Raw genomic sequence first — 23824 nt, 5'->3', positions numbered from 1 at the left:
GAACTCTCGGGGGTAGGGCTTGGGCACAGCGACATCCTTCCAGCCCGCCCACAGGGCAAGCCATCTCAGGTGTCACCTATCGGTGCAGCAGACCCCTACGCACGCTTGAGCAGCATGCTCTCATCTGGCTGGGGAAACGCGCCCAAATGCCATCTCCCGGCCACGACGGATGCCATCCCCCGCATAATCGACGATCCCCGCAGCGAGCCACGGCGACGTCGATGAGCGGCTCGCCCCGTGCCCACAGCGGGTCAGGCAGACCCATGGCGTCGCGTACCACGATTCATCACTACATACGTCGCACCTGCTCTTTCCGTCCTACAACTACTTACCCACCGATTGGATATAGGCCGCGAACACCCGACTGCCCACCTCATTGTTGAGTCGGCCCACGAGGGCGGCGACTATACGGCTCGTGCCTTCTGGCCCAATCGAGTCAAGGAGGCCCCGACTCAAGATGTCGACGAGCAGCTCCAGGGCATCTGCGTCCGGGTAGTGGTGATCGCGGAGGTTTTCGGCGACCGTGATGATCAATTCGGTAACGCATCCTGCTCCCTCAGGCAGGTCAGGACCGGCGACGGCGCCGCCGCGGGCTGCGGTGAAGAATGGGTCGGTGAAGAAAATGACCCAGGCCAGGAGCGCTGAGACGGCCTTCGGTCGTGCCGGCGGGATGGTGGCCATCGCGAGTCCATTGGCTGCCAGGTGAGCCCAGTTCGCGGTCTGTTGGGGGTCCATGTCGTGGGGGCGGCGGCGGATGAGCGAGCGGAACTCGTTGAAGGCCTTGGGGATGTCGCGCCATGCGGCGGGTCGGGAGATGGCAAGAGCGAATGAGCTGTCGACGTTCCACTCGGCGTTCTTCGCAAGGCCGTGCCAGGGCTCGTCGATGGGCATGTCGACGACCCTGTTCTCACGGAATGACGCGACCACAGCAGTAAAGCCGTCCTCGTCGGCGAACGCTCGGACGAGGTCGAGTGTCCCGAATGCGGGGACGCCCATCGCGCGGGCGAAGCGTCGCATTACGACGTCGTCGACCCAAATGGGGACGCCGAGTTCTTGGGCGACGGTGATGGCGCTGAGCCAGCGGTCGCGGCGGGTGGTATCGGCGACGGGTGCGACTTGGAGGCCTTGGACGTCGACCCAGACCTGTTCGGCTGCGTCGGCGTGCGCTTGTGCTTCTCCGGCCGTGGTTTTGCTGATGACGGGGCGCTGTTGACGGGTGTCCCAACCAAGGGTGGCGGTGGACCTCATGGCGAGGCTGCTACGGGCGCGGGCGATGTCCTCGCGAACGGGGGCTGGGACGATGACGGAGTCCAGGTGGGCGGCGAGCTTCTTGAACGGGTGTCCGGTCCACGGTGCGACGACGAGGGCGGTGGTGTCGACGACGACGCGGCGTCCCAGGGCCTCCCGTGCTGTTTGTTCGCCCCGGTCGTCGTCATCGACCGCCATGATGTAACCGAGGTCGCGTCGGATGAGGCTTTCGGTGCAGGTTCGTCCTGCGGCTTCGGTGAGGGCGGCGAGGGGGAACCGGCCGGCACGTACTTCGCGTGAGAGCTCCTCGAGGGCCTGTTGGCGGGCGTCGCCGCTGCGGAGGAACTCGATGAGGGGGTCGAGGTTGTCGTCTTCAACCTTAATCTGGGTAATGGAGGCGTTCTCTCCATGCCGCTCGAAGTACTTCTCGGCGTAGTCGCGAAAGTCGGCGATTTGTACGTCGGTGAGGGCGGCGTTCGGTGCCATGAGGACGACCGACATCGCAGCAGCGGCGATCTGCTCGTCGTCGGCCCAATCGGCGGCGGCGCGCATGAACATCGCGTAGACCTTGGGATCGCCGAGGTCAGCGACCGTCGGTCCGGTGTCTGCATCACTGCGTGAGCGCTGCTCGTCGAGGGCCGAGCGGAGGGTCGCGAGGAATAGTTGAGCCTTCTCGCGCTCGTTGAAGCTCACGGCTGGTGCACCGAGGAGCACGGTCAGTGCCTTATCGAATCTCTGCAGGAAGAACAGAGCCTCAGCCAGCCGCCAATACTCGACCTCGGGAACCGGGAGGCTGATGGCAGCGGATTCCTGGATGACCTGCTGGGTGCGGGTCGTGACGTCGTGCCACTCGTTCTCGCTGCGGGCAATCTGCTGGAGAGCACGCAGCGCCTTCAGGCGCACGGGCTTGGCGTCGTCGCGGCCGAGGAGGTTGAGCGCGATGTCGCGGCCGGTTTCCGTGAGCCCGTTGCCCATGGCGATCTCTAGGGCCTCGGTCGCGAGAGGGATGTCTCCGCGGCGCATGCCTTCATCGAACACCAGCTGGGCTGCCTCTTCGGGACGGCCGCTGGCGATGAACGCATCGGCGTGGGCCTCCAGCGCGAGCTCGTTGCGCTCCAGCCCTCGGACGTATCGCAGAGCCGCTTCCGGGTCGCCTTGGCTGAGTTGAACCCGGGCGCGCATCACGTCCGCGAGGTCACGGTCGAGCTGCCCGAGGCTGTCGATGTGACGCATGACCGTGGCCTGCTCAGCCTCCTTGAGCGAGTTGAACCTGCGGGAGAGCGCCATCAGAGCCTGGAAGCCGCTGTGGTGTTTGCCCGCGGACTGCTCCAGTGCAGCGAACAGCGCGTCCTTGGCCTCGTTCGCCATCTGCGGGCGGCCGCTGAGCACCGCAGCGCGCAGCAGCTGACCCTCGACACGATCGGGATTCTTCGCGGCGAGCTCGAGCGCAAGCTCGTCGTTCCCCATGGCCCGCGCGACGAAGGCACCGAGGCGTACGACCTCCGGGTGCTTGGCTTCGCGCTGCAATGCGACCCCGTCGGGTGCGGGAAGGAGCAGCCGTAGGGCACCCGCGAAGTCGCCCTGGATAGACCGGGCACGGGCTGCGACCGCCAACGCGCTCCCCGACGAGCCGTCCCATTCCCGTAGGACATCTCGGACCTGCAGCGCGTCAGTCTCCACGACCCTGGCCCGCTTGGAGATCTCGTCCTCGACGTCGGCTGAGGTCCGGCCGGACATCGAGACGAGCACGCCCAGCATCGTCTGTGCCTGGATTAGCCGTGTCCCTTCGGCGTTCGGGCGCAGGGCTACCGCCCACTGCGCGAGCCGCAGGCCGTCGTCGGCCAGGTCCCGGGTCACCGGGTTGCCGCGCGGTCTGCGCGCGGCGACACCAGACTGGACACCGAGCTGGTCTGCCGCGCCGGGCGCCAGCATCATCTGCGCGAGTTGCCGCAGCATCGCGGCCGCCATCACGTCTCGCACCGCCGGGTCGAGGTCGACCTCCGGGACAGGTTCCTCGGGCGCCCCCAGGACGCCGGAGGGATCGGTGAGACCGAGTGAGGCGATGGCTGCCTCCGCGCGCGCCTTGGTCTTGGCGAGGTCGCCATCAATGACCGCGCGGTAGAACGCAATGACGCCGCCGAACCGGGCGACGACATCGCCGTCGAAGTCGTCCATGGCTTCGGGGCCAGGCTTGTCGTTGTCGTTGTCGAGGTCGTCCTCGTCGGGGTCCTTCCCGATGCGTTCGAGTCGCGCGGTGACGGTGAAGTAGGCGCTCGCGTCGATGTTGCCGGTAAGTTTCGCGGCCGCCGCTGCCTGCTCGAACCCGCGCCATGCGACCTTCGAGCCGGCGATCGACGCAAGCGAGGAGACGAGTGCCCATCCGTCACCGGTATCGTCCTCACGCAGCCAGGCCGGCGGCCGATGCAGCGCCCGACTCAGCCACGTCGCTGCCGTTACGCCGTCGCGCCGCATTTCGGCGAGGGCGTCTTTCGCCCGCTGCGCTCGGGCTGGAGATCGACGCTCGAGGCGGTCCATCCACATTTGGACGGCGCCAGGCAGTGTGACCGCGACAGACCCCCCGTGGGGACCAGGCAGCTCAGCGGGCGGTGTTGGCCCGCCGCGCTTGAAGTCGTCTGGGTGAGCGAAGACAAGGACGTCACGCAGCAAGCTAGCGGCGTTCCCGGCAGCCTGCGGCTGTAGGTCGTCATTCCCCGCCTCGGCCTTGTCACCGACGAAGTCAGAAAGGCCGCGGACGGCGAGGACGGGAAGGTCGTGAATATCGGAACCGGCAGCGAGGCCAAACGATTCCATGTCCAGTGCAGCTGCGTCCTGAAACCGGGAACGGATCTCCCGCATTATGGGGCCGTCGGGGTCAGCCTGTACGGCCTCGACGGACACGATAGGCGCAACGTAGGCGTGCGCCTGGTTGGCGTTGTAGTGCTGGCTGCGAGCAGATGGTGTCCACTTGCTGTCGGCGATGCACGCGTTGACGAGAGCAACCAGCGGCGCAGGCACAACGTACGTCTTGTCCCGGCCCAGGAGCTTAGAGCCGGACTCGGTCGGCACCTGTTTGCCGACGTAAGGATTGTGAATCCTACTCCCGACCACCACGTCAAGGTGGCTGTGCTCTGCTGGCCTCAAACCGGCGGCTGTGCCGACGAACGCGACGAGGTTCGCATGCAGGTCGCGTGCGGCGAGCCCGACGAGTGCTGCCGACGTCGCGTTTCCCATCCCGGCGCGAGCCAGGTAGATCGTCCAGTTGATATGGTCGCCGGGGACCTCGCCGCGCACCATCCAGATGTCGCTCGTCCGGACCCGTTCGACGTTCACGAGCCGGTTGAGGACCTCGGTGTGCTCCAGCTCGACCGCGGTGACCACGAACGCTACCCGCTTCTGCGGCGAGCCTTCCATTTCTTTGAGCTCAGCGACGTCTGCGGTTGTGGTCCACCGGGTCGCCCGCCCTGCCTTGGTCGACTGAACAAGATTGCGGCTCTGTAGCGCTTTGAGCAACCTGTTCGCGGTGTTGGGCGCGACACCGGCAATCTCAGCCACCTGCCGGCCGCTCAGCGGTTCGGCCGATCGCCGCAGCATCCGGAGGATGTCAAGTTCGAGTCGGGTCGTCACGCCACGAGTCTTACATCTGCATATGGCATGTGCAAGTGCGTCCTTGTATTGCACATGTCTTGCGCGGAGGATCTACTGCCCCCGTTCAGTTACCTATACCGACTACATGCCGGCGCCGCGCCGACGGGGCACGACGGATGCGGTTGCTTCGGCGGCGGCGTGTGAGAGTTCGGGTAGGACGGAGCCGTAGAACTTGGCGGTGAAGTGTGGGCTTGAGTGGCGGAGCCGGTTGGAGATGACCTTCATCTGGATACCGGCAGCGAGGCCCATGGTGGCGGCGCCGTGGCGGAGGTCGTGGAGCCGGATGGGTGGTAGTCCGGCTTGCTCGGCGAGGTGGTGGAAGTGGTCGGTGACGTCGGCGGGGTGGAGCCGTTCACCGGTCGGGGTGGTGAAGACCAGTCCGGTCTTGGTCCAGGTGGCACCCGCAGCGAGGCGTTCGCGGTGTTGCCGGGCGCGGTGGGCGCGCAGGACCGCGACGGTCTCGGTGTCGAGGGCAACGGCGGCTTCGCTGTCGGTGGTTTTGGGTGTGTCGATGGCGGTGGCCCAACCGTGTTGGACGAGTTGCCAACGGACGGTGAGGGTGTGGGCGTCGAGGCCGAGGTCGTCCCAATGCAGGCCGCAGGCCTCGCCTCGGCGCAGGCCGGTGAAGGTGATCAGGTGGTAGAGGGCATAAAGCCGGTCGCCGGCGTCGTGAGCGTGGTCGAGGAACCTGCCGGTGTGCTCGGGGGTCCAGATCATGACGGAGCTGGGGGTCTTGCCGGTGTCGCGCCAGGTGCGGATGCGTTGGTCGGTCCAGATGGTGGGCTTGGGTGGTCGGGCTGTGGGTAGTTCGACCATGAGGGCGGGGTTGGTGTCGATGTAGCGGTGGCGGCGCATCGCGTCGTTGAGGGCCTTGCGCAGGGTGGCGTGGATGATGTGCAGGGTTCTGGGGCCGACGATCCGCTGGTTTTTGACCTGGTCGCATTTGGCGGGGTCGCGGCTGGCGCGCAGGGTGGCGATGGTCGTGTTGCGTTCGGCGATGGCGTCGTACATGGCGTCGATGTGGCCAGGGCGGAGCCGGTCGATGCGCAGGTGGCCAAGGTGCGGGATCAGGTACAGCCGTATGTGGCCTTCGTAGGAGCGCAAGGTGCCTGCCTTGATGTTCTTGCGTCCTGCGAGCCAGTCGGTCAGGTACGCCTGCATCGTGGGCAGCTCGGTCGGGGTGATGTCCAGGTGCAGCGCCCGCCGGACCTGGTCCGGGGCGGGAACCGGCGCGCCGGTCTTGACGGCGGTTTCGATCAGGTCGCCGGTTTTGACGGTGGTGTGCGCGTCGGTGGGATCGGGGACGGCGAGCGCGGCCCGGATCCGGTCCAGGACGGCGTCCGCGTCGGCCTGGGTGGCGTAGGGGCCGTGACGGAGCGGTCGGCGGGTGCCGTCGGCGCGGGCGGGGACTTCGATCTGCCAGTGCCAGTGGCCGTGGGTGCGGGACCAGCCGCCGCCGGGCCGGCGAAGCTGAGGACAGGAGCGTCCCAGTCGCCGGCCCGTGACGCTGTCGCGGCAGCCGCAGCGCTTGAAAGTGGATCCCTTCACTCATCGTCTCCTGGATGCTTCGTATGGTGCCGCCAGCGGTGCCGGGTGGAATCCGCTGGTGGCAGGGTCATCGCATCCACGCTTACCTTCGCGTCGGCATCAAGTCGCCCACTGCGATTTGCGGCGGGTTCGGGTTGGATGAGGTGGAGCAGGGCGGCGACCGGGACGATGATGCGGCTGCCGGCCCGGATCAGCGGTACAGGGAACTGGTCGGTGGCGGCGAGCCGGTACGCCTGGGATCGGCTGATCCCGAGCACCGATGCGGTGGTGGCGAGGGTGGTGGTCACGCCGAGGGCACGGATGCGCTCGATCGTCCACACCTGCCCGACGCTGGGCGCGGTGGTGTTGTCGGTCGTGGTGCGGGCTGTCTGGTCAGCGGGGTTCGTTGGGCTGTTCATGATCAGGGTTCTCCTGGTTATGAGATGGATGGCTGTGCGGTAGGAGCGGGGTAGCCCTGTCGGGGTCGACCGGCGCAGGGGTGGCTGCTCCGCCACCATCGCGCCGCTCCGGTGACAGAGGCGGTGACGTCGGGTTGGTCGGCATGACCGGGCTCACGATCAGTCCGGGTAGTGCCGACGACTCGACCTTGAGGGTCTTGAGCAGTTCGGATATTCGGGTGTTGGACACGGTGTGATCGGCTGCGCGGAGGGCTTCGGCGAGCGCTGCCCGGGTCAGTGCCTGGCCGTCTGCGGAGAGCCGGTCCCGGACCTTTCGCGCCGCTGGCAGCAGCTCGGCCACCGCGCGGGACGGCTGCGGAGACGGTCCCCGGTCCGCTCGCCGCCGCCGTTCCCGTCCGCCCCCGTGACGACGAGCATCCGATGAGCGGACGGTCCGGTTGCTGGACCGCTCCCCCGCCATGACAGCGGACCGGGCCGTCTCGTCCGGTCCGCTGTCCGGACGGGTCCATCCGGCCTCATCCGGTTGGCAGTCCACCACCGCCACGGCAGGGGCGGGCGTGACGGTGCTGGTCCGGCCGAGGGCGATCTTGACCATGACGAGGAAACCGAGCGCGGGTACGGCGGCGGTGATCCACCCGATGACCGAGGGTTCGGCCTCGACGACCTGCGCCGCCAGGGACAGAGTGACCGCACACGCCAGCACGGTCGCGGGGAACACGGTGGAGGTGTGAGCGCGTTTGCGGCGGCGTAGTTCCAGGCCGGAGGCGATGGACATCAGCTCCAGGACGATCGCGTCGGCCCAAGCCAGCCAGCCGGGTTGGCCGTGCGCAGCGGCGACGTTGTGCACGTGGGTGAAGCTGGCCGCTCCGGCTGCGCCCCCAATGGCCAGCATGATGACGACCTGGACGACGCCCTCGACGCGGCTACCCCGCACCCCCGCGTTCGAGTCAGTGGCCGGTGCCGTCGTGGCCCATCACCTCCTCGACCCAGACCGGAACAACGACCCGTCCGCCTGTCACGTGAGGCCGGACCGGATGGCGGACCGACCCGGCGTCGGACAACCATCGGGACGGGGACCGCACGTCGGCCGCGGACCGTCCCCCGCAGACGCGGGACCGGGATGTGGTCGCGCGGCTGTGGGAGCGGACGTTCGGTGCTCTCAGAGATCTGTCAGCACCGGCCGAGCTGGTCACGACAGATCCGTGACAGACGCCGGCCGTTGCTGTCCGATCCGCAGCGGAGGTACTGTCCGCCGCCGTCGTGTCGTCGCCAATCACGCGGCCTCACCCGCCCGGCTGGAGACGTCAACGACGTAACCGGCCAGATCAGCCAGCCGCAGCCGCTGCCCTTCCCCGCCGGCCACGGTCCACACCGCCTCCGCTGGGCCCAGGCCGGCCGTCGCGGCGTGGTCGCGGGCACCGGTAGCAATCGGCAACGGCAGCGGCACGTCGGCCAGCATGCGGCGTAGGTTGCGCTCCCGGGCGGCCGAGTGCAGCCAGAACAGCACCGGCCACGCGCGCCCGAGCGTGCCGAACAGCTCCTGATAGCCGTCCACCTTGCCGGTCAGGATCGACAACTGCTCGGCGCCGGTGTCGTACTCGACGAAGAACGGCACCTCGCCACCGTTCTCGACCCACCGGCCGTAGCCGTCCGGGCGGACCCGGGGCTGATACGCCCGCACCAGCCCCGGATCCTGCCGGCTGGTGAACGTTCCGGCGCGCTGGCACACCGCGTCCGGCAACCATTCCACCAAGCCGGTGCCCGGACGGGTGCGGGCGTGCCCGGCCAGGTCGGTGAAGAACCCGTTCACCCCGAGGCGGTGGGTGAGGCTGCGGGTCGAGGTCCAGCGTCGCCGCTCCACCCGGGCGTGGTCGCGCCGGGGTGGGCGTTCGTCCCAGCTGGCCGCGACGACCTCAGCGCCGAGCTGATCTATCACGTAGTGGTACGGGTACGAGCCGCCGTCGGCCCGCTGCGGCCGGAACCGGGCCACCAACCGCAGCCGGTACAGGGTCCGCAGCCGCCGCTGGCAGAAGTCCAACGACGGGAACAGGGCGTTCGCGATCTGGAACGACGTCAACACGCCGTGGTCGTACAACCAGCCCAGCAGCACACGGTCACGGCCGGTCAGCTGGGACTGGACCCGAAGGACGGGATCATCCACCGGCTACCACCTCCTTTCCGGTACGGGATGCCAGCCCCAGGGGGAGAGACCCGAGACCAGGCAGGGTCTGTCGCAGGACAAGCCGACGGAGCTGACAGCCGGGCTGGCCTGCGGTGTGAGAGGAAACAGGGGGTCGGTTCGGGGGTCCGGCTGAAGACTGACGTCAACGCTGACGCCAAACCCGACCCCCGAACGGGGATCAAGCCGGGACTCGTCACTGCCAATACCTATGGCAGTAGGTGAAGGTGTCGGCGAAAGCACGAGAACTCCTTGTTTGAGGGTGTGGATTGTGGCGTTGCTGTGTGGTCGGGTCACCGGCGCCGCCGGAGCGCAAAGGATCCGGTGAGATGCGCCCCGGCACCGCCCCTGCCGTGGTCGCCGTCGGAGGCGCACGCCTGCCGGCACGGGGCAGCAGCGAGACGAATGGCCTTGGAAGGCAGTGCGGGCGCCTCCTTCTCACCGAGCGCTGAGGTAGCCGTTGGCGGGTGAGGGCTAACCTCTGGGGTCATGTCCGCCCCTGCGTCGCGTCCATCGCTGTTCCTTGACGTGGACGGCACCCTCATCCCGTTCGGCACACCCAGGGCGGCTCAGCAGGGCAGGCCGCATGGCCAGACCCAGGGAGCGGTCCTACCGGCCGACGCCCATCCCCTGCTGCACAAGGTCGATCCAGAGCACGGCCGCCGGCTGAAGGCCCTGCCATGTGATCTGGTGTGGGCGACGACCTGGATGAGCGACGCGAACGACGTGCTCGCACCCCTGCTCGGGCTACCGACCCTGCCCGTCGTCGACTGGCCCGACTCCGACGAGGTCGGCGTCCTGCACTGGAAGACCCGTGGGCTGGTCGAGTGGGCGCAAGGACGCCCCTTCGTCTGGGTCGACGACGAGATCTCTTACGCCGATCGGCAATGGGTATCGACTCATCACCACAGCCCGGCACTGCTACATCGAGTCGACCCACGTCGCGGCCTGACCGAGCACGACTTCACAGTCATCGAGAGCTGGCTCAGCCGGGCGCGGTAGGGCGAGCTCCATGCCGTCGCAGTCGACGGGCTGTCTGGCCACTCGAAACTGATGTTGGCGAACGGTGCGCCGCAACGGCGACACCCGGTAGCCGACTGAGCTGCTCTACGGGGACAGAACGTTCGGTAACAGGTCGTCGTCGCGTCCGGTCTGGGGTAGCCCGGCCACAGTGGCGATGGCCTTGACGGCCTCGTTCAGTCCAGTGGTCTCGGGTAGGACGAGTTCGTCGGGCGAGCCCAGGACGTCATGGGCGGCGTACCAGCCGCTCATGTGCTCGGCGGTGAACTCACTGGCCTGCGGGCGGGTGAGGTGCCGGCGCAGGGTCTCGGCCAGGGACACGTCGAGATAGCAGAACAGCGACCGGCCGCGGTGGTCGTCCCGCAGGGCGGTCAGCATGCTTCGGTAGCGGCTGCTGTGCATGATGCCCTCCAGCACCACGTGATAGCCGTGGTCAAGCGCGAACCGAACGGTCTGCGCGATCAGCGCAGGCGCGATGCCGCCGGGCTTGTCCCGTTCGCGCAGCAGGATGCGGCGCAGGTAGTCCTGCTCGACCAGGGCGCAGCCCCGGCCGTGCCGGCGTCGTAGCTCGCGGGCGATGCTGCTCTTACCGGAGCCGGAGTTGCCCCGGATGCAGACGAGGATCGTGTCCGGGCTGCCAGTGGGTTCGGCGAGCACGATGCCTCCTCGGCTTCAGTCGTTGCGCACAGTGAGTTTGAGAGCGGCCAAGGTCAGTTGAGTGAGGTCAGGAAGTTGGTCCTCGCCGAGGGTGACGCCGCGCAGGTTGTCCAGCGGCGTCTTGAGGCCCTGGAGCCGGCTGCCCCGCAGGTCGGCGCCGTCGAGGTGGCAGGAGTCCAACTCCAGTCCGGCGAGGTCACATGACCGCAGCGCGACGCGCGGAAGTCGGCAGGAAGACCACGCGCCGTTGGTGAAAGTGCAGTCGGTGAACGCGACCGAGCCGGCGGCGGTGACACGCTGGAAGGTGGCGTAGTCGAAGCGGCAGCCGTCGAACAGGACGTCCTTGAGGCGTACGTCGGTGAGTCTGGTGCCGGTGAACCGGGAGCCGGTGATGGCGCAGCGTTCGATGGTGATGCCGGTCAGGGTCGCGCCGGAGAAGTCGGTGCGGGTGATCTCGCAGCCGTAGAGGCTGCCCGCTTCCCAGGTGCTCTCGCTCAGGTCCACGCCGGTGATCAGACTGCTGGAGATGCGGGCGTCCTCAAGGTGCGAGCCGTGCCACGCGGCGCCCTCGACGAGGGCCTCAGTGAGGCCGCCGTCAAGGTCCGTCGTGGTGTCGAGGTCGTCCGGTTCTAGGTCCGGCAGCAGGACCTTCATGTCGCCGATCGTGGTGGTGCGCATGTGTCCTCAACCTGTGTGGGCGCGGGGTGGGCACGCCACCCCGCGCGTCCCGTGGTGGGGCTACTTTTTCTTGTTCCAGTTGTCCCAACCGGGTCGACTGTCGAACTTACCCTTGTTATCCCAGGCGGGGCGGTTGTCGAACTTCGCCGCGTCGATCGACGCTACCGACCGCTCCGGGTCGACGCCGAGGCGAGCGAGTTGCTCGGGTGCGGCGTTGACGAGGACCGCGAGAGCGTTGGTCATGGTGCTTCTCCTTGAGGGGCGAGGTGATCTGCGGCGGCGCGGACGAGGGCCTGTCGGGTGGTCCGGCAGTATGCGGTTTCATGGGCGGTGAACGTCGCGTGCTCGAAGTAGCGGTTGCCGGCCTGGGCGCCGCGGCAGAAGTCGTAGAAGGCGCAGCGATCGGCGCAGTCGTTGAGGGCCGCAATGAACTCGGCGACGTAGCCCAGGTCGCCGGCGCCGGCAAGCATGGCGGTGATGGGCTGATGAAGGACGTTGCCGGCGATGAAGTCGCCGTATCGCGGCTCTGTGATGCCGAGCAGTTCCGGTGACAGCAGCACCACCTGCCCGTCCCAGGAGACGGTCGGGATCGGCTCGTACGGCGCGTGGTCGACGCGGCCAGCGCGGGTGGCGGCGAGATAGTCGGCCAACCGGTCCACGTCGCGGATCCGCAGCGGACTGCCGCCAACGCGACGTTCGATAAGGCGCTGCCAGAACCGGTACGCGGCGTCCTCCGACACCGGTGCCCGGTCGGCGCCCTCCTGCTCTTCGATGTTGAAGCCCACCGACCCGCAGCCGGGCAGGCCGATGAAGAAGTCGATGAGGGCTTCCGCGTGGTCGATGGTTTCCGGGGTGACTACACAGATCACCGAATACCTCAGCCCTGCCTCGGCCAGGGTCTGTATGCCACGCAGAGTGCGTGCGTCTGTTGACGTGCCGGCCCGGTCGAGGCGGTTCCGGTTCAACGCGCCCGGTCCGTCGATGCTGACCCCGACCTCGAACCCATAAGCGGTGAAGAGCTCGCACCATTGCCGGTTGATCAACGTCGCGTTCGTTTGGATCTCGTGACGCACCATCCCCGCGCGCCGAAGCTCCTCGAACGGGGCCAATAAATCACGGAACAACCCGACGGGAGTGGCGGTGGGTTCGCCCCCGTGCCACACGACGCTCACCGGATGACCGCTGTTCTGCTGGGCGATCGACCCGGCGCAAGCCTGCGCGACCGCGCCGCTCATCAGGCGGAGGGATCTCCGGTCAGGCAGGTAGCAGTAGGTGCAGTCGAGGTTGCAAAAGCTCGTCGGCTGCACGACCAGGGTGTGGAAGCTGCCGGCGACCGCCGGCTGGCCGGTGACGTTGATGAGGCCGATGCCGTTCACGTGGAAGCCTCTTCGATGCTGGCAGCCGTGGTGGTACTGACGCGATAGGCGTGGGTGTGGCGGGCAGGCCAGCCGAGGAACCGGTCGAACATGTCGGCGGCGCTGCCCGTGACGCTCGGGTTGAGCCGATGCAGGTCGTCGATCGCGTCGTGCAGACAGCCGGCCAGGTAGAGGAACAGGCTCACCGGCTCTTCCCGGTACTCGGCGAGGAGCGCGAGCTTCGCCGCGCCGCAGGGCCACGGCTGCCCGCACCGGCGGCACAGCCACAGCGGGCGCATCGACAGATGTTCCACCTCGGCTGGTGCGAGCCCGTTCGCCGCGAGACGGCGCTGCTGCCCGGTCACCGGCGACCACCCTCTCGGGCCTGCTGCTCGAACAGCCGACGCCACACGAAGGTGAGCAGCGGAGGATCAGCGCGCCGCACCTGCCCCTGCGTGGAGGTGGAGGTCCCCCTGGGCTCGGGGTTGGACATGCGGTTACGCGAGACGTACACCGTCATGCCCCCACCCCCACCAGGGGCGATGAGCGGCGGGCTCGCCGGGGGAATGGCGAGCCCGCCGCCGCATCACGGCGGCTGGGAGCAGGCCGCCGATCACCCACCCACGCAGCCCTCATGGCGGTACGCAGGCGGGGAGAACACCGAGGCAGTTCGTTCCAGGACGGGCCGAGCCAGCGGCCCAAGCCGTGCTGTGGTGCGCCGCCCATCGATCCCTCCATCCGCAGCTCCCTGTTAGTCATCCCCGACACCGGCATCGACACACGCCGGTGATCTGGGGTGAACTGAACGTAGGGGCGGTCCGTATGGAGGACCGGGAAAATCCGTACCGGGTCCGGCGGTCTTCAGCGGGCAGGGTGATGGTGTGCGAGGGATGACGGAAGACATGACCATCGGCCAGCGCGTCGCCTTCTACCGACGTCGACGAGGCCTCTCCCAAGAGGTGCTGGCCGGTCTGGTCGGCAAGACCCAGGAGTGGTTACGTAAGGTCGAGACGAACCGGGCCGACCTCGACCGGCTGTCAGTCATCCGCGCGATCGCCAAAGCCCTCGACGTGTCCCTCGGTGACCTGATCGGTGCACCGAGCCTGTTCGAGTGGTCGGACGACTCAGGGCGCGAGACCATCCCGGCCTTGCGGGCCGCGCTTCACGACTATCGTCACCTCGCGCCGACGCTGGCCAGCACGAGGGACGTCGAAGCGCCCGCCCTGCGCGAGATCGAGAACGACGTCGCCGAGATCTGGGCCGCCTACCAGCACTCGCGGTACGGCACCCTCGCCCGCCGGCTGCCCTACCTCATCCATGACTGCCTCACCGCCACCGAGGCGTACGACGGAGACGACGGTCAACGCGCGCACGCGATGACCGCGTACGCCCACCAGCTCGCCGCGTTGTTCCTCACCAAGCTCGGCGAAGGTGACCTCGCGTGGACCGCCGCCAGCCGAGGGCTGGCCGCCGCCAACGCCAGCCACGACCACGTCGTCATCGGCTCGCTCAGCCGCTCCGCCGCGCACTCGCTGGCGTCCATCGGTGAGTACGCCCAAGCCCGCGGCCTAGCCGGCACAGCGGCACAGTTCCTCGAACCACAGCTCGCCAACCCCACTCCGCAACTGCTGTCGGTCTACGGCAGCCTGCACCTCGTCTGCGCGCTGGCCGCCGCCCGAGACGACGACCGCGCCTCCGCCGACACCCACATCGCCGAGGCCGATGCCGCCGCACAGCGACTCGGCGCCGATGGCAACCACGTCTGGACCGCCTTCGGGCCGACCAACGTGTCGATCCACAAGACGACCGTGGCGATGGAACTCGGCGACGTACAACGCGCCATCGCCATCGGCGCCACACTCGACACCAGCACCGTGCCCGTCGAGCGGCAGGTTCGGCACACCATCGAAACCGCCCGGGCCCTCGCCCGGTGGAACCGCATCGACGACGCGCTCACGGCGCTCCTGGCGGCCGAGGTCATCGGCCCTGACCAGGTGCGCTACCACCAACTCTCCCGCGACCTCGTCCGCGACATCCTCACCCGCCCCCGGCCACCCCGACTGGCTGCCGAACTCAGCGACCGGATGGGCGTCCGGTCGGGAGGACCGCGCTGGTAGCCGGGCTCAAATCAGCCGACTCGTGTAGCCAGCCGCGACCAGGCGCTCGAACGCCATCCGCACCTCGTCCGGCACCTCCTGCGGGATCGCGAACCCGCGCTCCGCGTACACCTCGATCCGCTGCGTGTCGCCGACCAGCATGTCCACCACCCGCCGCGGGTCGCCGATGCTGGCCACGTAGTCGTCCAGTTCGAGTGGGTTCGACGCGCAGACCACATCGACCTCCGGCCACATCAGCTTGCAGGTGGCGTAGGCCCGCCGCTGCTGGTAGGGCCGCGACATGATCAGCACCGACCGCACCGGGATCCGGTGCTCGGTCAGGAGCTGACGCGAGTACTCCAGGTTCTGGGCGGTGTTCGTGGCACGCGGCTCCACGAGAATCGCTTCCGCGGATATGCCCTGCTCGATGGCGTACTCGCGGTAGTGCACTGCTTCTCCACGGGGGAACCGCTCGACGGTCGTTGGGGCGTTCGCGCCGGTGAACACGATCCTTGGGAACAGGCCCTCGTGAAACAAGCGCGTCGCGATTACGGCCACGCCGAGATCGTGACTGCCCAACCCGATTCCCACGTCGCACGGGCGCAACTCGTGGCGCATGTCGTGGTAGCGCCACAGCGTCTCCACATCGGCCCGGATCGCGTCAGGGATCGCCTCGGCAGGTGCCTCTGCATGCCGGTTCATCAGCACCTACCAGGTCCGGTCCGCGCTGGTTCCCTCATGCCGCCAGCGTAGGGCCAGCAGGGCGGCAGGCCGTCGCTGACTCCAGCACCACGCCGCTGACCCCGTCAGGACCAGAGGGCTGGCGGCGGCTGAGGCATCGTGAAGGGGTGCGGTCAGGATCCGACCTCGACGAGGCAACGCCTGCCGCCTTCGCCCGGCACCTGCCACACCTGCTCGTCCGGCCAGTGGCGATACAACAGCTGCCGTGTGGTCGTGGCGACAACGTACGGCAGCGGCCCACGAAGCAGGTCGGCCTGCAGTCGTTCCTCCCGCTCGGCATCCTGCGCGATCAGCAGAACCGCCCCGACCGGCACCAGCCGGTCCGCACGCCGGTAGCCGCCCAACAGTCCACCCAGCCCTGACGCCGGCCGCTCGTACTCGGCGACAACGTCTCCGGTCGGGCCACGGTCGACGTGTACCAGGAACCGCAGGCACCGCCCGTCCTGCAGCCATACGCCGTAGCCATCGGCCCGCACCTGCGCCAGGTCGTGCTGGCGCAACCACGACGAGGTCTCCATCGTCGCCAGCCACTGGAACAACTCGCACCGCCCCGGGTTGCGCCGCGACACCTCGACCAACGGCAGAAACAGCAGGGCATCCGCCGCACTGGAAGGCCGCTGACCCAGCAGCAACGGAACCGGCCGCCCCGACGCCGTCAAGGCACGCCGGAGCACCTCGGTCCCCTCGGCCGTGACCCCGTACCACCAGGTATGGGTCCGGTCCTCCGCCGAGCGCTCTCGGCGCACCAGTCCCGACTCGTGCAGCCACACCAGCTCTCGGTGAGCGGTCAGCCGCGAGACCGCGCAGACAAGCGCCACGTCCAGCGTCGACGCGGCACCGTGCTGCGCCAGGTACGACAGGATCCGCCACCGCCGCGGGGACAACCGCCGCGCGGCATCCTGGTCACCCATCCCCTGATGATCCCTCCGAGCCCCGGCGGTCTGACATCCTGTTTCCCACAGCTGTGACGGAGAGTCGCCGATGCTCCGACTTGGAGATCCGAAGCCAGGACCGCCGTGACCGGAGACAGCTCTCGCCGGGGGCCGTAGGGCGAGGCGTCGGCGGCCCGTGCGAGCACCCACATACCCAAACCGTGGTTTTGGGGCCAATTTTGGAGATCACTGTTCAGGGAATCAGCCGAAGAGCTGAGGACAGAAGGGGCGGTGCGGTCAAATCCGACTGCCAATAGTTGATCTCCAAGAACAGCGCCGCCATGCGGCGCCGATCTCCAGTAGCGCCTGATAAACGTCTCCGGCTCGGAGACGACGTACCGCACACCGAAGCGGTGATTACTGAGAGTGACACCGTCGGACTTCGTTGAGTCGGCGAGCCGGAACCCGCGCGAGGGCAGGGTCGTTCGGTGCCGCTCGTCGGGTCTAAGCACGTGCCCGACCCCACGGCACAACGTCCACCGGCAACCGACACGGTCCACTCGCCTCGAGGGCACACGGAGCACCACGCAACGCAACGCACCGATGAAATTGAGTACCAGGTCTGGTTCAGGCGCGAGCAGGAGGAGAAAGCCGCGGACCGGTCCGCAATTCGACTTGCAGGTCACCCTGGTCGCCGCATCCCCAGATCCGCTCTGCGTGCGCCAGAACCATTCTCAAGTCATACAAGACCCGGTATCTGCTTCCTGAACACCCGACCTCACCAGATTCCGCTTGACCGCCCGCGCGCACTTTCGAGACACCCGTAGCTTCCGGGGATCGCGCCCAGGACCGGATCAGCGCAACCGTCACCCTACGCTGCCACCTCTCCGCCAGGTGTTCGGCGATGGCATGTGCGTCTAACAGGATCTGCTTTCTTGAGCTAGACCCGATCCACCATTCGACCAACCCAGCAGCACCACACAGGATACAAATTATTCTGCGGTTGTCGCGATTCTGATAGAGGTCTCCCCCGCATCGCACCTCCCCCCTCGTCAGCGGGCAAGCACCGGCTCTAACCCAATCAGACGCTCCACTGTGAGCTAGATGCCACAGCTCTGGCGCCTCTGAAATTTCGCGCAAACGCTCAGATGCCTCTTGAACATGCGAGTTCCTGGCGAGCCGGCTTGCATTGTCCCGAATCACACGCAGCACAACTTCTGGAGATTCTGCATCCACCGGAACCCCCCTCGCCTCGATACCGAACCTCCCCACTGAGTACAGTGCTTTCTTGATTGCCTCCCGCGCATCTATAATCTTCCCTCGAGGGGCGCTTGATGATGCATGAGGACCAGAGATTTTTTCGCTATGTTCGGGCGTAGTGCCGAGCGCAACTTCAAGCTCTGCATAAAGGCGGTAAGCAGTCTCGGCAGCTCGAACTAGTTGCTGCGCCTTCACCTTTTGTTCGAGCAAGCCTCCGCTTACGAGGTCGCCATTGGTCATGCGCCCGCCAATTCGCTAGCACCAACAGAGATTCCGTTTAGAGGTTAACGTGACCCTCCGACATGGAACCCGTAAGAGGTCGTGGCCGGAGTACTTGGGCTGCGTGAGCGGCTTGGCCAGGGCACGGCAAACCTGGGCATCGTCATCCACGGCTTGGCGCACCCCGGCCTGCACCCGGTTGCGATGCCGCATCCATAGAAGAGGGCGGCGCTCATCCGTCGGAAGCATGACCGGCAATGCTGGCGAGGTCATCGACTGCGAGCGAAAAGTCGATGACCCTCACGTCGACGGTGCAGCCTGCGGCGACGGTGTCATCCGCTGCCTGTTGTAGCGCCTGCTGAAGTTCGGCAGGCGTCTTGTCGCCGGTCAGGCGCTGGGCATCGCCATGCCGCCCATCACGACTGTCCCAGGCGTCGCCAGCGAAGTAGGCCACCAAGTAGATGCCAGTGCCTCCCAAGGGGCCGGTGAGATAGCGCTCGGCGAGCTGGGGGCCGAAGGCTTCAGTGACGTCCGGATGCCAGTTGCCTTTGACCTCGATGACGATGTTCAGCTCGACACGAAGGGCGGCGGTCTGCAGGGCCACGGCGATGATGTCGGGCCGGTCTGCCGCTGTTGTGCCGAGCCGGGGATTGATCTCCACTTCCCGCAGCAACGCGATGTGAGCCCGCAGGTAGTGCCGCAGCTCGCGGGTCAGCCAGGTGGAGATCTCGTTCTCATCCTTCGGCACCCAGGTGCCGTTCCATCGCTTGCCGTCCGGTCGTTGACGGTGCCACGCCAGCGCGCACAAGGCCCGATCGTGGCGCACTTTGGCCGCGAAGTCGTCGATCGCGGCCAGCAGAACCTCGATGAACTCCTCACGGGTGTGGACGCTGCGCAGATCAGGTGTGTCCAAGACCGCGAGAATTTCAGTCACGGACGCGGTAGAGCCTGCGGCGATGGCGGTGTCCTCAAGACGGCGCGCGCGTTGGCGTAGGTACACGTAGCCGGTGCGTTCGGCGAGGCGCCGGAGTGTGACGACCGCGGATTTGGCCTGCAGCAACGGGTCCGTGGTAGCGGCGAGCTGCTGCGGGTCGGACAGGATGTCCAGAAGGTGGTCGGCAAATCCGGCGACCGGGTCGGTGGAGATGTGAACTCCAGGCGCGGCGAGGGGTTGCGGGAACGCGGTGTCGGCCCAGAGGAACAACTCGCCGATTTGCTCCGGCGTGAGACCGGTCCAGGCGTGCAGTCCGCCGTCGCTAGCGGCGGTCCTGACCACCGCTGCGGCGAATGTGGCGTCGCTGCGCAGCACCGTGATGAACTCGTCGAAGTGGTTGGACAGTGTCGGCATCGCGGCGAGGGCAGCAGCCGCGTGGACGGCGATATCGGGCAGCGCACCGCGACCGGACCGGCATTGCCGCAGCAGGGCTTCCGCGATGCCGGCCGCTCGGTCGGGCTGGTGGAGGGCACCGATCATCAGCAGGTGCCAGAGATGGCGACCGCCGATAGCCGGGCTCTGGTGTTCGGCGAGGTCAAGAGCGGCTGCGCTGATCGCCGGCGTCTGCACCCCGTGCAGATGCCAGACGACAGTCGGCTCGGTCAGCGCCGGAATGAGGATCTGCTCAGCCGCGACCGGGTCGGTTCCCATGCTTCGGTGGATGGCCGTCCGGGTAAGCCCGGCAGTGTCCGGCTCGCCGATCAGTGGCGGCAGCCAGGCAAGCCAGCGTTCGGTGGTCACCGCCGACAGCTGTTTCGGGTCGTGCCTGCTCTGGATGGAGTGGGCGGCGTTGAGCCGACGCCGGTCAGCGGCGGTGAGGGCGGATGCCTGCGGTGACAGCAGGTGCTGCTGCGCCTGGTCGGCTAACTGTTGCTGTTGGCCAGAGGTCAGCTTGTGCCACTGCAGATTCGTCGGGCCGTCCTCGCCAATGACATCGAGTGCGCGGTCGTCGTCATGGGCGAGCAGCTCGCCGATGCGTTGCAGGAGTTGCTCGGTGAACGGCGGCGGGAGCGCCGCTGTGTGCGGTGGTTGGACAGCACGTTCCTGGCAGGCTTCGGCGCCGAAGTAACGGTTGAACACCATCGCGGCGCCGCTCCCGACCTGCAGTTGGGCTGCCGCGGCTCGGGTTGCGGCCGGCAGCTGAGCCGGGATGGTGATGGGTGCCGCGATCAGGTCCAGCGCTGCCTCGGCGCGGCGCGCGTCGTCGACGGCGGCGTGGTCTTGGGCCGCAGCCAGGCGCTGCGCCCACCAGACGGCGTCCTGCGCTCCCATCAGTTTTGCGTTCAAGAGGTGGTGTGCACTGCCGACCAGGGCACGGGCGGCCACGTCGGCGGTGAACTGGCGCCGCCGTTCGTCGTCCAGGTGCTGAAGGGCGGCGGTCGGCCAGTCCGGTAAGGCGTGGTCGTCCAGCAAGGCGGCGGTGATCGTGACGGCGTGGTCCCAGCTGGTGGCGTCGTCTAGTTCGCCGGCGACCACCTGCAGGATTAGGCGTGGCGTCTGGTCCATTCGGCGCACCTCGCGGCATACGGCCCGTGGCATCGTGGCGATGAGCTGCAGTAGATCGGCGTTCTGATCAGTGGGGATAGGCCCAGCGCGGTGGATGATGCCGATCAGCGCCCGAGCGAATGCGCTGCCGCCCGCCCGACGGTCACCGGGCGGTATCGCGGCGTGGAAATCATCGGTCTTCATGTGAGCCGGCCACAGCCATCGGGCGAGCTCCGTTTTGACGACCCAGGGGGTACCGCCGGCACGTAGCAACCTCGTGCCGCGGTTGACGAGGTGGGGATCGGTGCTGCCGCGTAGCGCGATGGCTGCCCAGGTAGCAGCCTGAATGTCGGCGTTGTAGTCGTCACGGTCTGACCGCCGCACGACGTCCTCGATCACGGTGATGAGGTTGGCGTCGAGGCCGCGTAACCCGGCGGCGATTACGACCAGCAGGGCCTCCTTGATGCGCCAGGCGGGCTGCCCCGCCGTCAGCAACGGCGCCAGATCCTCGCTGAGCTCCGGATACGGCAGGCCGGTGTAGTCGAGGCCGATCCGGTTCAGGTCCGGTTCGGCGGTGCCCGGGTCGTATGGGGGATCGTCGTTGAGCAGGCGCGCAATCAGGGTGGCGCCGAGCCGACGCCGTTGATCATCGGGGCGGTGCCGCAGATCGGGGTTGAACAGCAGCTCGTAACGTCGCTGAAGGGCCCACTCGAACCAGGCATCGTCGGTCGAGGCGAGCCACGCCGTGACCCCGAGCAGCTGTGGTGGGATCACCTGCGGCATCGCCGGGCTAGCCAGCAGCGCCGCCACCGACTCCTTCGGTAACGACTGAAGCCGATCGGCGCACAGGTACTCCTCGATGCTGCGGTGGAACCAGAAGCGCTGGTCGGCGTCGCCCTGCATCAGGCTGCTGTCGAAGACCGCGCGAAGGTCAGTAAGTGAGATATCGCTAGTGTCGATGTCGTCGAGGGTGACGGCCCTACCGGTGTAGTGGGCGCGGCGCTGCCGGTAAACGGTCGTGACACCGGACAGGGCGGTGGCCGCAGCCAGCCGGCGGGCCGCTTCGAGTATCTGGGCGATCGGCATTCGGTCGCTGGTCGCCCGGTCGTCCGGTCCATCGACCAATGCAGCGATGCCGCCGCGGTAAGCGTCGGCGCGGGTGCGGGGCATCTGGCCTTTGCGGCTGGCTTGCAGGACCAGTCGGAGCGATAGAGGGTGCGCCGCCAGCGGTCCGATCCCGGAGTTCTCGACGTGGCGCATGAACTCATCGGGATCGGGCAGATTGACTGACGCCGCCTGGCGAGCCTGCGCCGCGGTCAGCGGCGCGAGCTGGTAGATGGCACAGGACGCGAGGCTCTCCGGCAGCGCCTGGTCGATGCTTACAGGCCACTGCGACCCGGTGATCGCCGAGAAGCGAAGCCGCGGGAGGGGTGCCTCGTGGCGAACCAGCGCGTTGCGGATGCCACGCGCGACCGACTGCAGAGTCCCGGTTGTCTGGTCGAGGCCGTCGATGAGGACGTCGCCCTCCGAACCGGCCTGATGCAGGGCTTGGGCAATGTCATCGCTGACTTCTCGCCCGTCGAGCCCGCTGAGGTCGACGAACGCGGCCGTACGCCCCGCGTCCTGCACGCGCCGTTGTTCAGCCCGTAACGCCTGGGTCTTGCCGATGCCCGACTCCCCCACGATAAGAATGACGGGCTCGGTCAGGTCAACCAGTCGAGTGCCGGCTTGGGCCTCCGCGCGGGGGAAAGTGCGCTCCGGGTCCTCGAGAAACCCATCTGCCAGGATCGGCAGGCTACCCGGGTAGGGAAAGAACAGACGCGTCCATGGCACCACATCGTCGCCCAGGTATCCCACCGGATCACGATAGCGGCGGTGCCGGGTCGCAGAACGGCGCGCTCGCCGGCCTTGACGGTGTCACGCGGCCGTGGCCTCCGCGGGCTGCGCTGGCGCCGACGTGGCAGCGGCGTTGCGTCGACCCGCAGCGCCGCCGAGCGGTCGAACGTCTTGTACTTCGACCGGGTTAGCTCTTCGGCGGGCTTGAAGTCGTCCGATGGATCCGTTCTATTCGAAGCGATACCGCGCCGATCGCGCTACCCCGGTCTTAGGAGGCCCGTGAGTAGGGGGAGCCAACGTCCTGCCTGGCCGTTCGGAGCCGACACCAGCGACATCCGCCTACGGCCAACTCACCAGAGCCGACCAGAAGGTGCCGGAACACAGCGCCTACCTCGATGCCCCGACGAACGGTGTGCACGCGGCCCCAGGAGACGTCAAGGGTGGCGGCGTCCGATGAGCGCAAGCTCGGTGATCTTGGTTGCCATCGGGAAGCCCTCGTGAAGAGGACCCGGGCCATGGTCTTCGATGAGCCGGGACAGCTCCGCAATCAGCTCGGCTTGAAGCGCGGACGGGGTGGCCTCCCAGGCATGCTTGATCAAATTGAAGTACGCCTCATAGCTACAAGAGCCTCCGACGGCCGCGTTATCAAAGACTGGGAAAATCCGGGGAAGTAGGAAATGGCAGAACTTCGACGGAAACACCGGAGAGTCCGACTTCAACGGTTTGAGCCGCGCGACGACCGCGGTGAACGCCTGCACTTGAGCCCATGTGACGCCGGTGATGTCCATGTCCTGCACCGGCGCGCATGCCTCATGCCAGGCGCGAGCCAGGTCGTCTCGGTTCTCGTTCAGCAGACGGGTAACGTCGGCTCGGGAGAGAGGTCGCAACGCCTTCCACGTAGTCAGCCGCGGCAGGAAGCCCGCCCACCATCTGTCCCGAAAATCTCCGTCTGGGTTCTGGACGGCCAGCATCTTGTAGTCGCTGTTGTGGAAGTCGTTCGGCCAACTCGTCTTCGTCTGCCACCACCGGACACCGGCAGCGAACTGCTCCCTGTCGATCGATAACACGCGCGCAGCGTATGACCCGGCCGCAAACCTCGACACCAGACGGGCGAAACGCTGGAAGCCGGCCCCTCACCAGCGCCCGCTGTGACCAGCGGTGCTCCACAGGGCCCTCATCAGGTGCACCACGACGAGCGTTGTGACACCCATCGGCGTCCAAGAGCACCGCGCCACGTGCCGGCAACCACCGACCGGTCCAACGGCTCCCGAGCGCCCACCGAGCGCCACCCACCGCCCACGTACACGAAAAAGGCCCCGCCCCGGCGTGAATCACCAGGTCAAGGCCTTGATCGTTGGTGCGCCGCCAGGGACTCGAACCCCGAACCCGCGGATTAAGAGTCCGCTGCTCTGCCAGTTGAGCTAGCGGCGCTCGCCAGCAACGGGATGAGACGTTAACACCGCCGCGGGCGGGCGCGTCGCCGACCCCTTCCCGCGTGGGTCAACCGAAGCGGCAGCTTCCAGTCGGCGCACGGTTGGCTCCGAAAGTTTCACTTGCCGCTGCGGACCACAACCACCCCGCTGCCGGCCCTTC

At 67.5% G+C, this 23824-nt stretch carries 17 protein-coding genes and 1 tRNA gene; 2 read left to right on the top strand and 16 right to left on the bottom strand.

From position 1 onward, the window contains the following. Positions 1–324: 324 nt before the first annotated feature. The 5 genes from AB0A95_RS27200 to AB0A95_RS27180 all read right to left on the bottom strand — a co-directional run bounded on the left by AB0A95_RS27200 (position 325) and on the right by AB0A95_RS27180 (position 9000). On the bottom strand, positions 325–4872 hold the full coding sequence (locus tag AB0A95_RS27200) for a helix-turn-helix domain-containing protein (protein ID WP_357558575.1): 4548 nt from the start codon (positions 4870–4872) through the stop codon (positions 325–327). A 102-nt stretch (positions 4873–4974) separates the two neighbouring features. Beyond that, on the bottom strand, positions 4975–6441 hold the full coding sequence (locus tag AB0A95_RS27195) for a tyrosine-type recombinase/integrase (RefSeq protein ID WP_357558574.1): 1467 nt from the start codon (positions 6439–6441) through the stop codon (positions 4975–4977). Then, positions 6438–6839, bottom strand: coding sequence for a hypothetical protein (locus AB0A95_RS27190; protein WP_357558573.1), 402 nt, complete (start codon positions 6837–6839; stop codon positions 6438–6440). Before AB0A95_RS27190 ends, AB0A95_RS27195 begins: the two co-directional genes overlap by 4 nt. Continuing rightward, positions 6814–7734: a DUF2637 domain-containing protein gene (locus AB0A95_RS27185; RefSeq protein WP_357558578.1), complete on the bottom strand. Its 921-nt coding sequence runs from the start codon at positions 7732–7734 to the stop codon at positions 6814–6816. The genes AB0A95_RS27190 and AB0A95_RS27185 overlap by 26 nt, the downstream gene beginning before the upstream one ends. A gap of 378 nt (positions 7735–8112) precedes the next feature. Then, on the bottom strand, positions 8113–9000 hold the full coding sequence (locus AB0A95_RS27180) for a replication-relaxation family protein (protein WP_357558572.1): 888 nt from the start codon (positions 8998–9000) through the stop codon (positions 8113–8115). A 507-nt stretch (positions 9001–9507) separates the two neighbouring features. Here AB0A95_RS27180 and AB0A95_RS27175 point away from each other — a divergent pair. Then, a complete protein-coding gene (locus AB0A95_RS27175) occupies positions 9508–10020 on the top strand; it encodes an HAD domain-containing protein (RefSeq protein ID WP_357558571.1) in 513 nt (170 codons plus the stop codon). A 105-nt stretch (positions 10021–10125) separates the two neighbouring features. On the opposite strand, the gene AB0A95_RS27170 is transcribed toward AB0A95_RS27175, so the two are convergent. From AB0A95_RS27170 to amcA (AB0A95_RS27145), 6 genes are read right to left on the bottom strand one after another with little or no spacing between them, the layout of a single operon-like run. After that, positions 10126–10695 carry a kinase gene (locus AB0A95_RS27170; RefSeq protein WP_357558570.1) on the bottom strand — a complete coding sequence of 190 codons (570 nt, stop codon included), beginning with the start codon at positions 10693–10695 and terminating at the stop codon, positions 10126–10128. 15 nt (positions 10696–10710) lie between these two features. Next, a complete protein-coding gene (locus AB0A95_RS27165) occupies positions 10711–11373 on the bottom strand; it encodes a pentapeptide repeat-containing protein (protein WP_357558569.1) in 663 nt (220 codons plus the stop codon). Between the two features lie 60 nt (positions 11374–11433). After that, complete coding sequence (gene amcA, locus AB0A95_RS27160) at positions 11434–11616, bottom strand: multiple cyclophane-containing RiPP AmcA (RefSeq protein ID WP_357558568.1); 183 nt, start codon at positions 11614–11616, stop codon at positions 11434–11436. Then, a complete protein-coding gene (amcB, locus tag AB0A95_RS27155) occupies positions 11613–12749 on the bottom strand; it encodes a cyclophane-forming radical SAM peptide maturase AmcB (protein WP_357558567.1) in 1137 nt (378 codons plus the stop codon). Before amcB ends, amcA (AB0A95_RS27160) begins: the two co-directional genes overlap by 4 nt. Further along, the gene (locus AB0A95_RS27150; protein WP_357558566.1) at positions 12746–13093 is read right to left on the bottom strand and encodes a hypothetical protein; all 348 of its coding nucleotides are present in this window, start codon (positions 13091–13093) and stop codon (positions 12746–12748) included. The genes amcB and AB0A95_RS27150 overlap by 4 nt, the downstream gene beginning before the upstream one ends. Next, on the bottom strand, positions 13090–13248 hold the full coding sequence (gene amcA, locus AB0A95_RS27145; RefSeq protein ID WP_357558565.1) for a multiple cyclophane-containing RiPP AmcA: 159 nt from the start codon (positions 13246–13248) through the stop codon (positions 13090–13092). The genes AB0A95_RS27150 and amcA (AB0A95_RS27145) overlap by 4 nt, the downstream gene beginning before the upstream one ends. Positions 13249–13618: 370 nt before the next feature. Between amcA (AB0A95_RS27145) and AB0A95_RS27140 the strand changes: the two genes are divergently transcribed. Beyond that, a complete protein-coding gene (locus tag AB0A95_RS27140) occupies positions 13619–14845 on the top strand; it encodes a helix-turn-helix transcriptional regulator (protein WP_357558564.1) in 1227 nt (408 codons plus the stop codon). Positions 14846–14851: 6 nt separating this feature from the next. On the opposite strand, the gene AB0A95_RS27135 is transcribed toward AB0A95_RS27140, so the two are convergent. The 5 genes from AB0A95_RS27135 to AB0A95_RS27115 all read right to left on the bottom strand — a co-directional run bounded on the left by AB0A95_RS27135 (position 14852) and on the right by AB0A95_RS27115 (position 23662). Continuing rightward, positions 14852–15532, bottom strand: coding sequence for a YdcF family protein (locus AB0A95_RS27135; RefSeq protein WP_357558563.1), 681 nt, complete (start codon positions 15530–15532; stop codon positions 14852–14854). A 146-nt stretch (positions 15533–15678) separates the two neighbouring features. Next, complete coding sequence (locus tag AB0A95_RS27130) at positions 15679–16476, bottom strand: DeoR family transcriptional regulator (RefSeq protein WP_357558562.1); 798 nt, start codon at positions 16474–16476, stop codon at positions 15679–15681. Between the two features lie 1672 nt (positions 16477–18148). Further along, complete coding sequence (locus tag AB0A95_RS27125) at positions 18149–22252, bottom strand: hypothetical protein (RefSeq protein ID WP_357558561.1); 4104 nt, start codon at positions 22250–22252, stop codon at positions 18149–18151. Positions 22253–22665: 413 nt separating this feature from the next. Further along, on the bottom strand, positions 22666–23298 hold the full coding sequence (locus tag AB0A95_RS27120) for a hypothetical protein (protein ID WP_357558560.1): 633 nt from the start codon (positions 23296–23298) through the stop codon (positions 22666–22668). 288 nt (positions 23299–23586) lie between these two features. Continuing rightward, a tRNA-Lys gene (locus AB0A95_RS27115) sits at positions 23587–23662 on the bottom strand. Positions 23663–23824 lie beyond the last annotated feature (162 nt).

Origin of the sequence: Micromonospora sp. NPDC049230 (genome assembly GCF_040647875.1) — a bacterium.
Lineage (GTDB): Bacteria > Actinomycetota > Actinomycetes > Mycobacteriales > Micromonosporaceae > Micromonospora.
The sequence above is the reverse complement of the archived record's forward strand: the minus strand, read 5'-3'. Positions and strand labels throughout refer to the sequence as shown.

Bases quoted from the DNA above. Each gene is read 5' to 3' on its own strand.
- AB0A95_RS27190 (WP_357558573.1), bottom strand. From the start codon at position 6,839: ATGAACAGCCCAACGAACCCCGCTGACCAGACAGCCCGCACCACGACC.
- AB0A95_RS27175 (WP_357558571.1), top strand. From the start codon at position 9,508: ATGTCCGCCCCTGCGTCGCGTCCATCGCTGTTCCTTGACGTGGACGGC.
- AB0A95_RS27165 (WP_357558569.1), bottom strand. From the start codon at position 11,373: ATGCGCACCACCACGATCGGCGACATGAAGGTCCTGCTGCCGGACCTA.
- amcA (WP_357558568.1), bottom strand. From the start codon at position 11,616: ATGACCAACGCTCTCGCGGTCCTCGTCAACGCCGCACCCGAGCAACTC.
- amcA (WP_357558565.1), bottom strand. From the start codon at position 13,248: ATGACGGTGTACGTCTCGCGTAACCGCATGTCCAACCCCGAGCCCAGG.
- AB0A95_RS27140 (WP_357558564.1), top strand. From the start codon at position 13,619: ATGACGGAAGACATGACCATCGGCCAGCGCGTCGCCTTCTACCGACGT.
- AB0A95_RS27130 (WP_357558562.1), bottom strand. From the start codon at position 16,476: ATGGGTGACCAGGATGCCGCGCGGCGGTTGTCCCCGCGGCGGTGGCGG.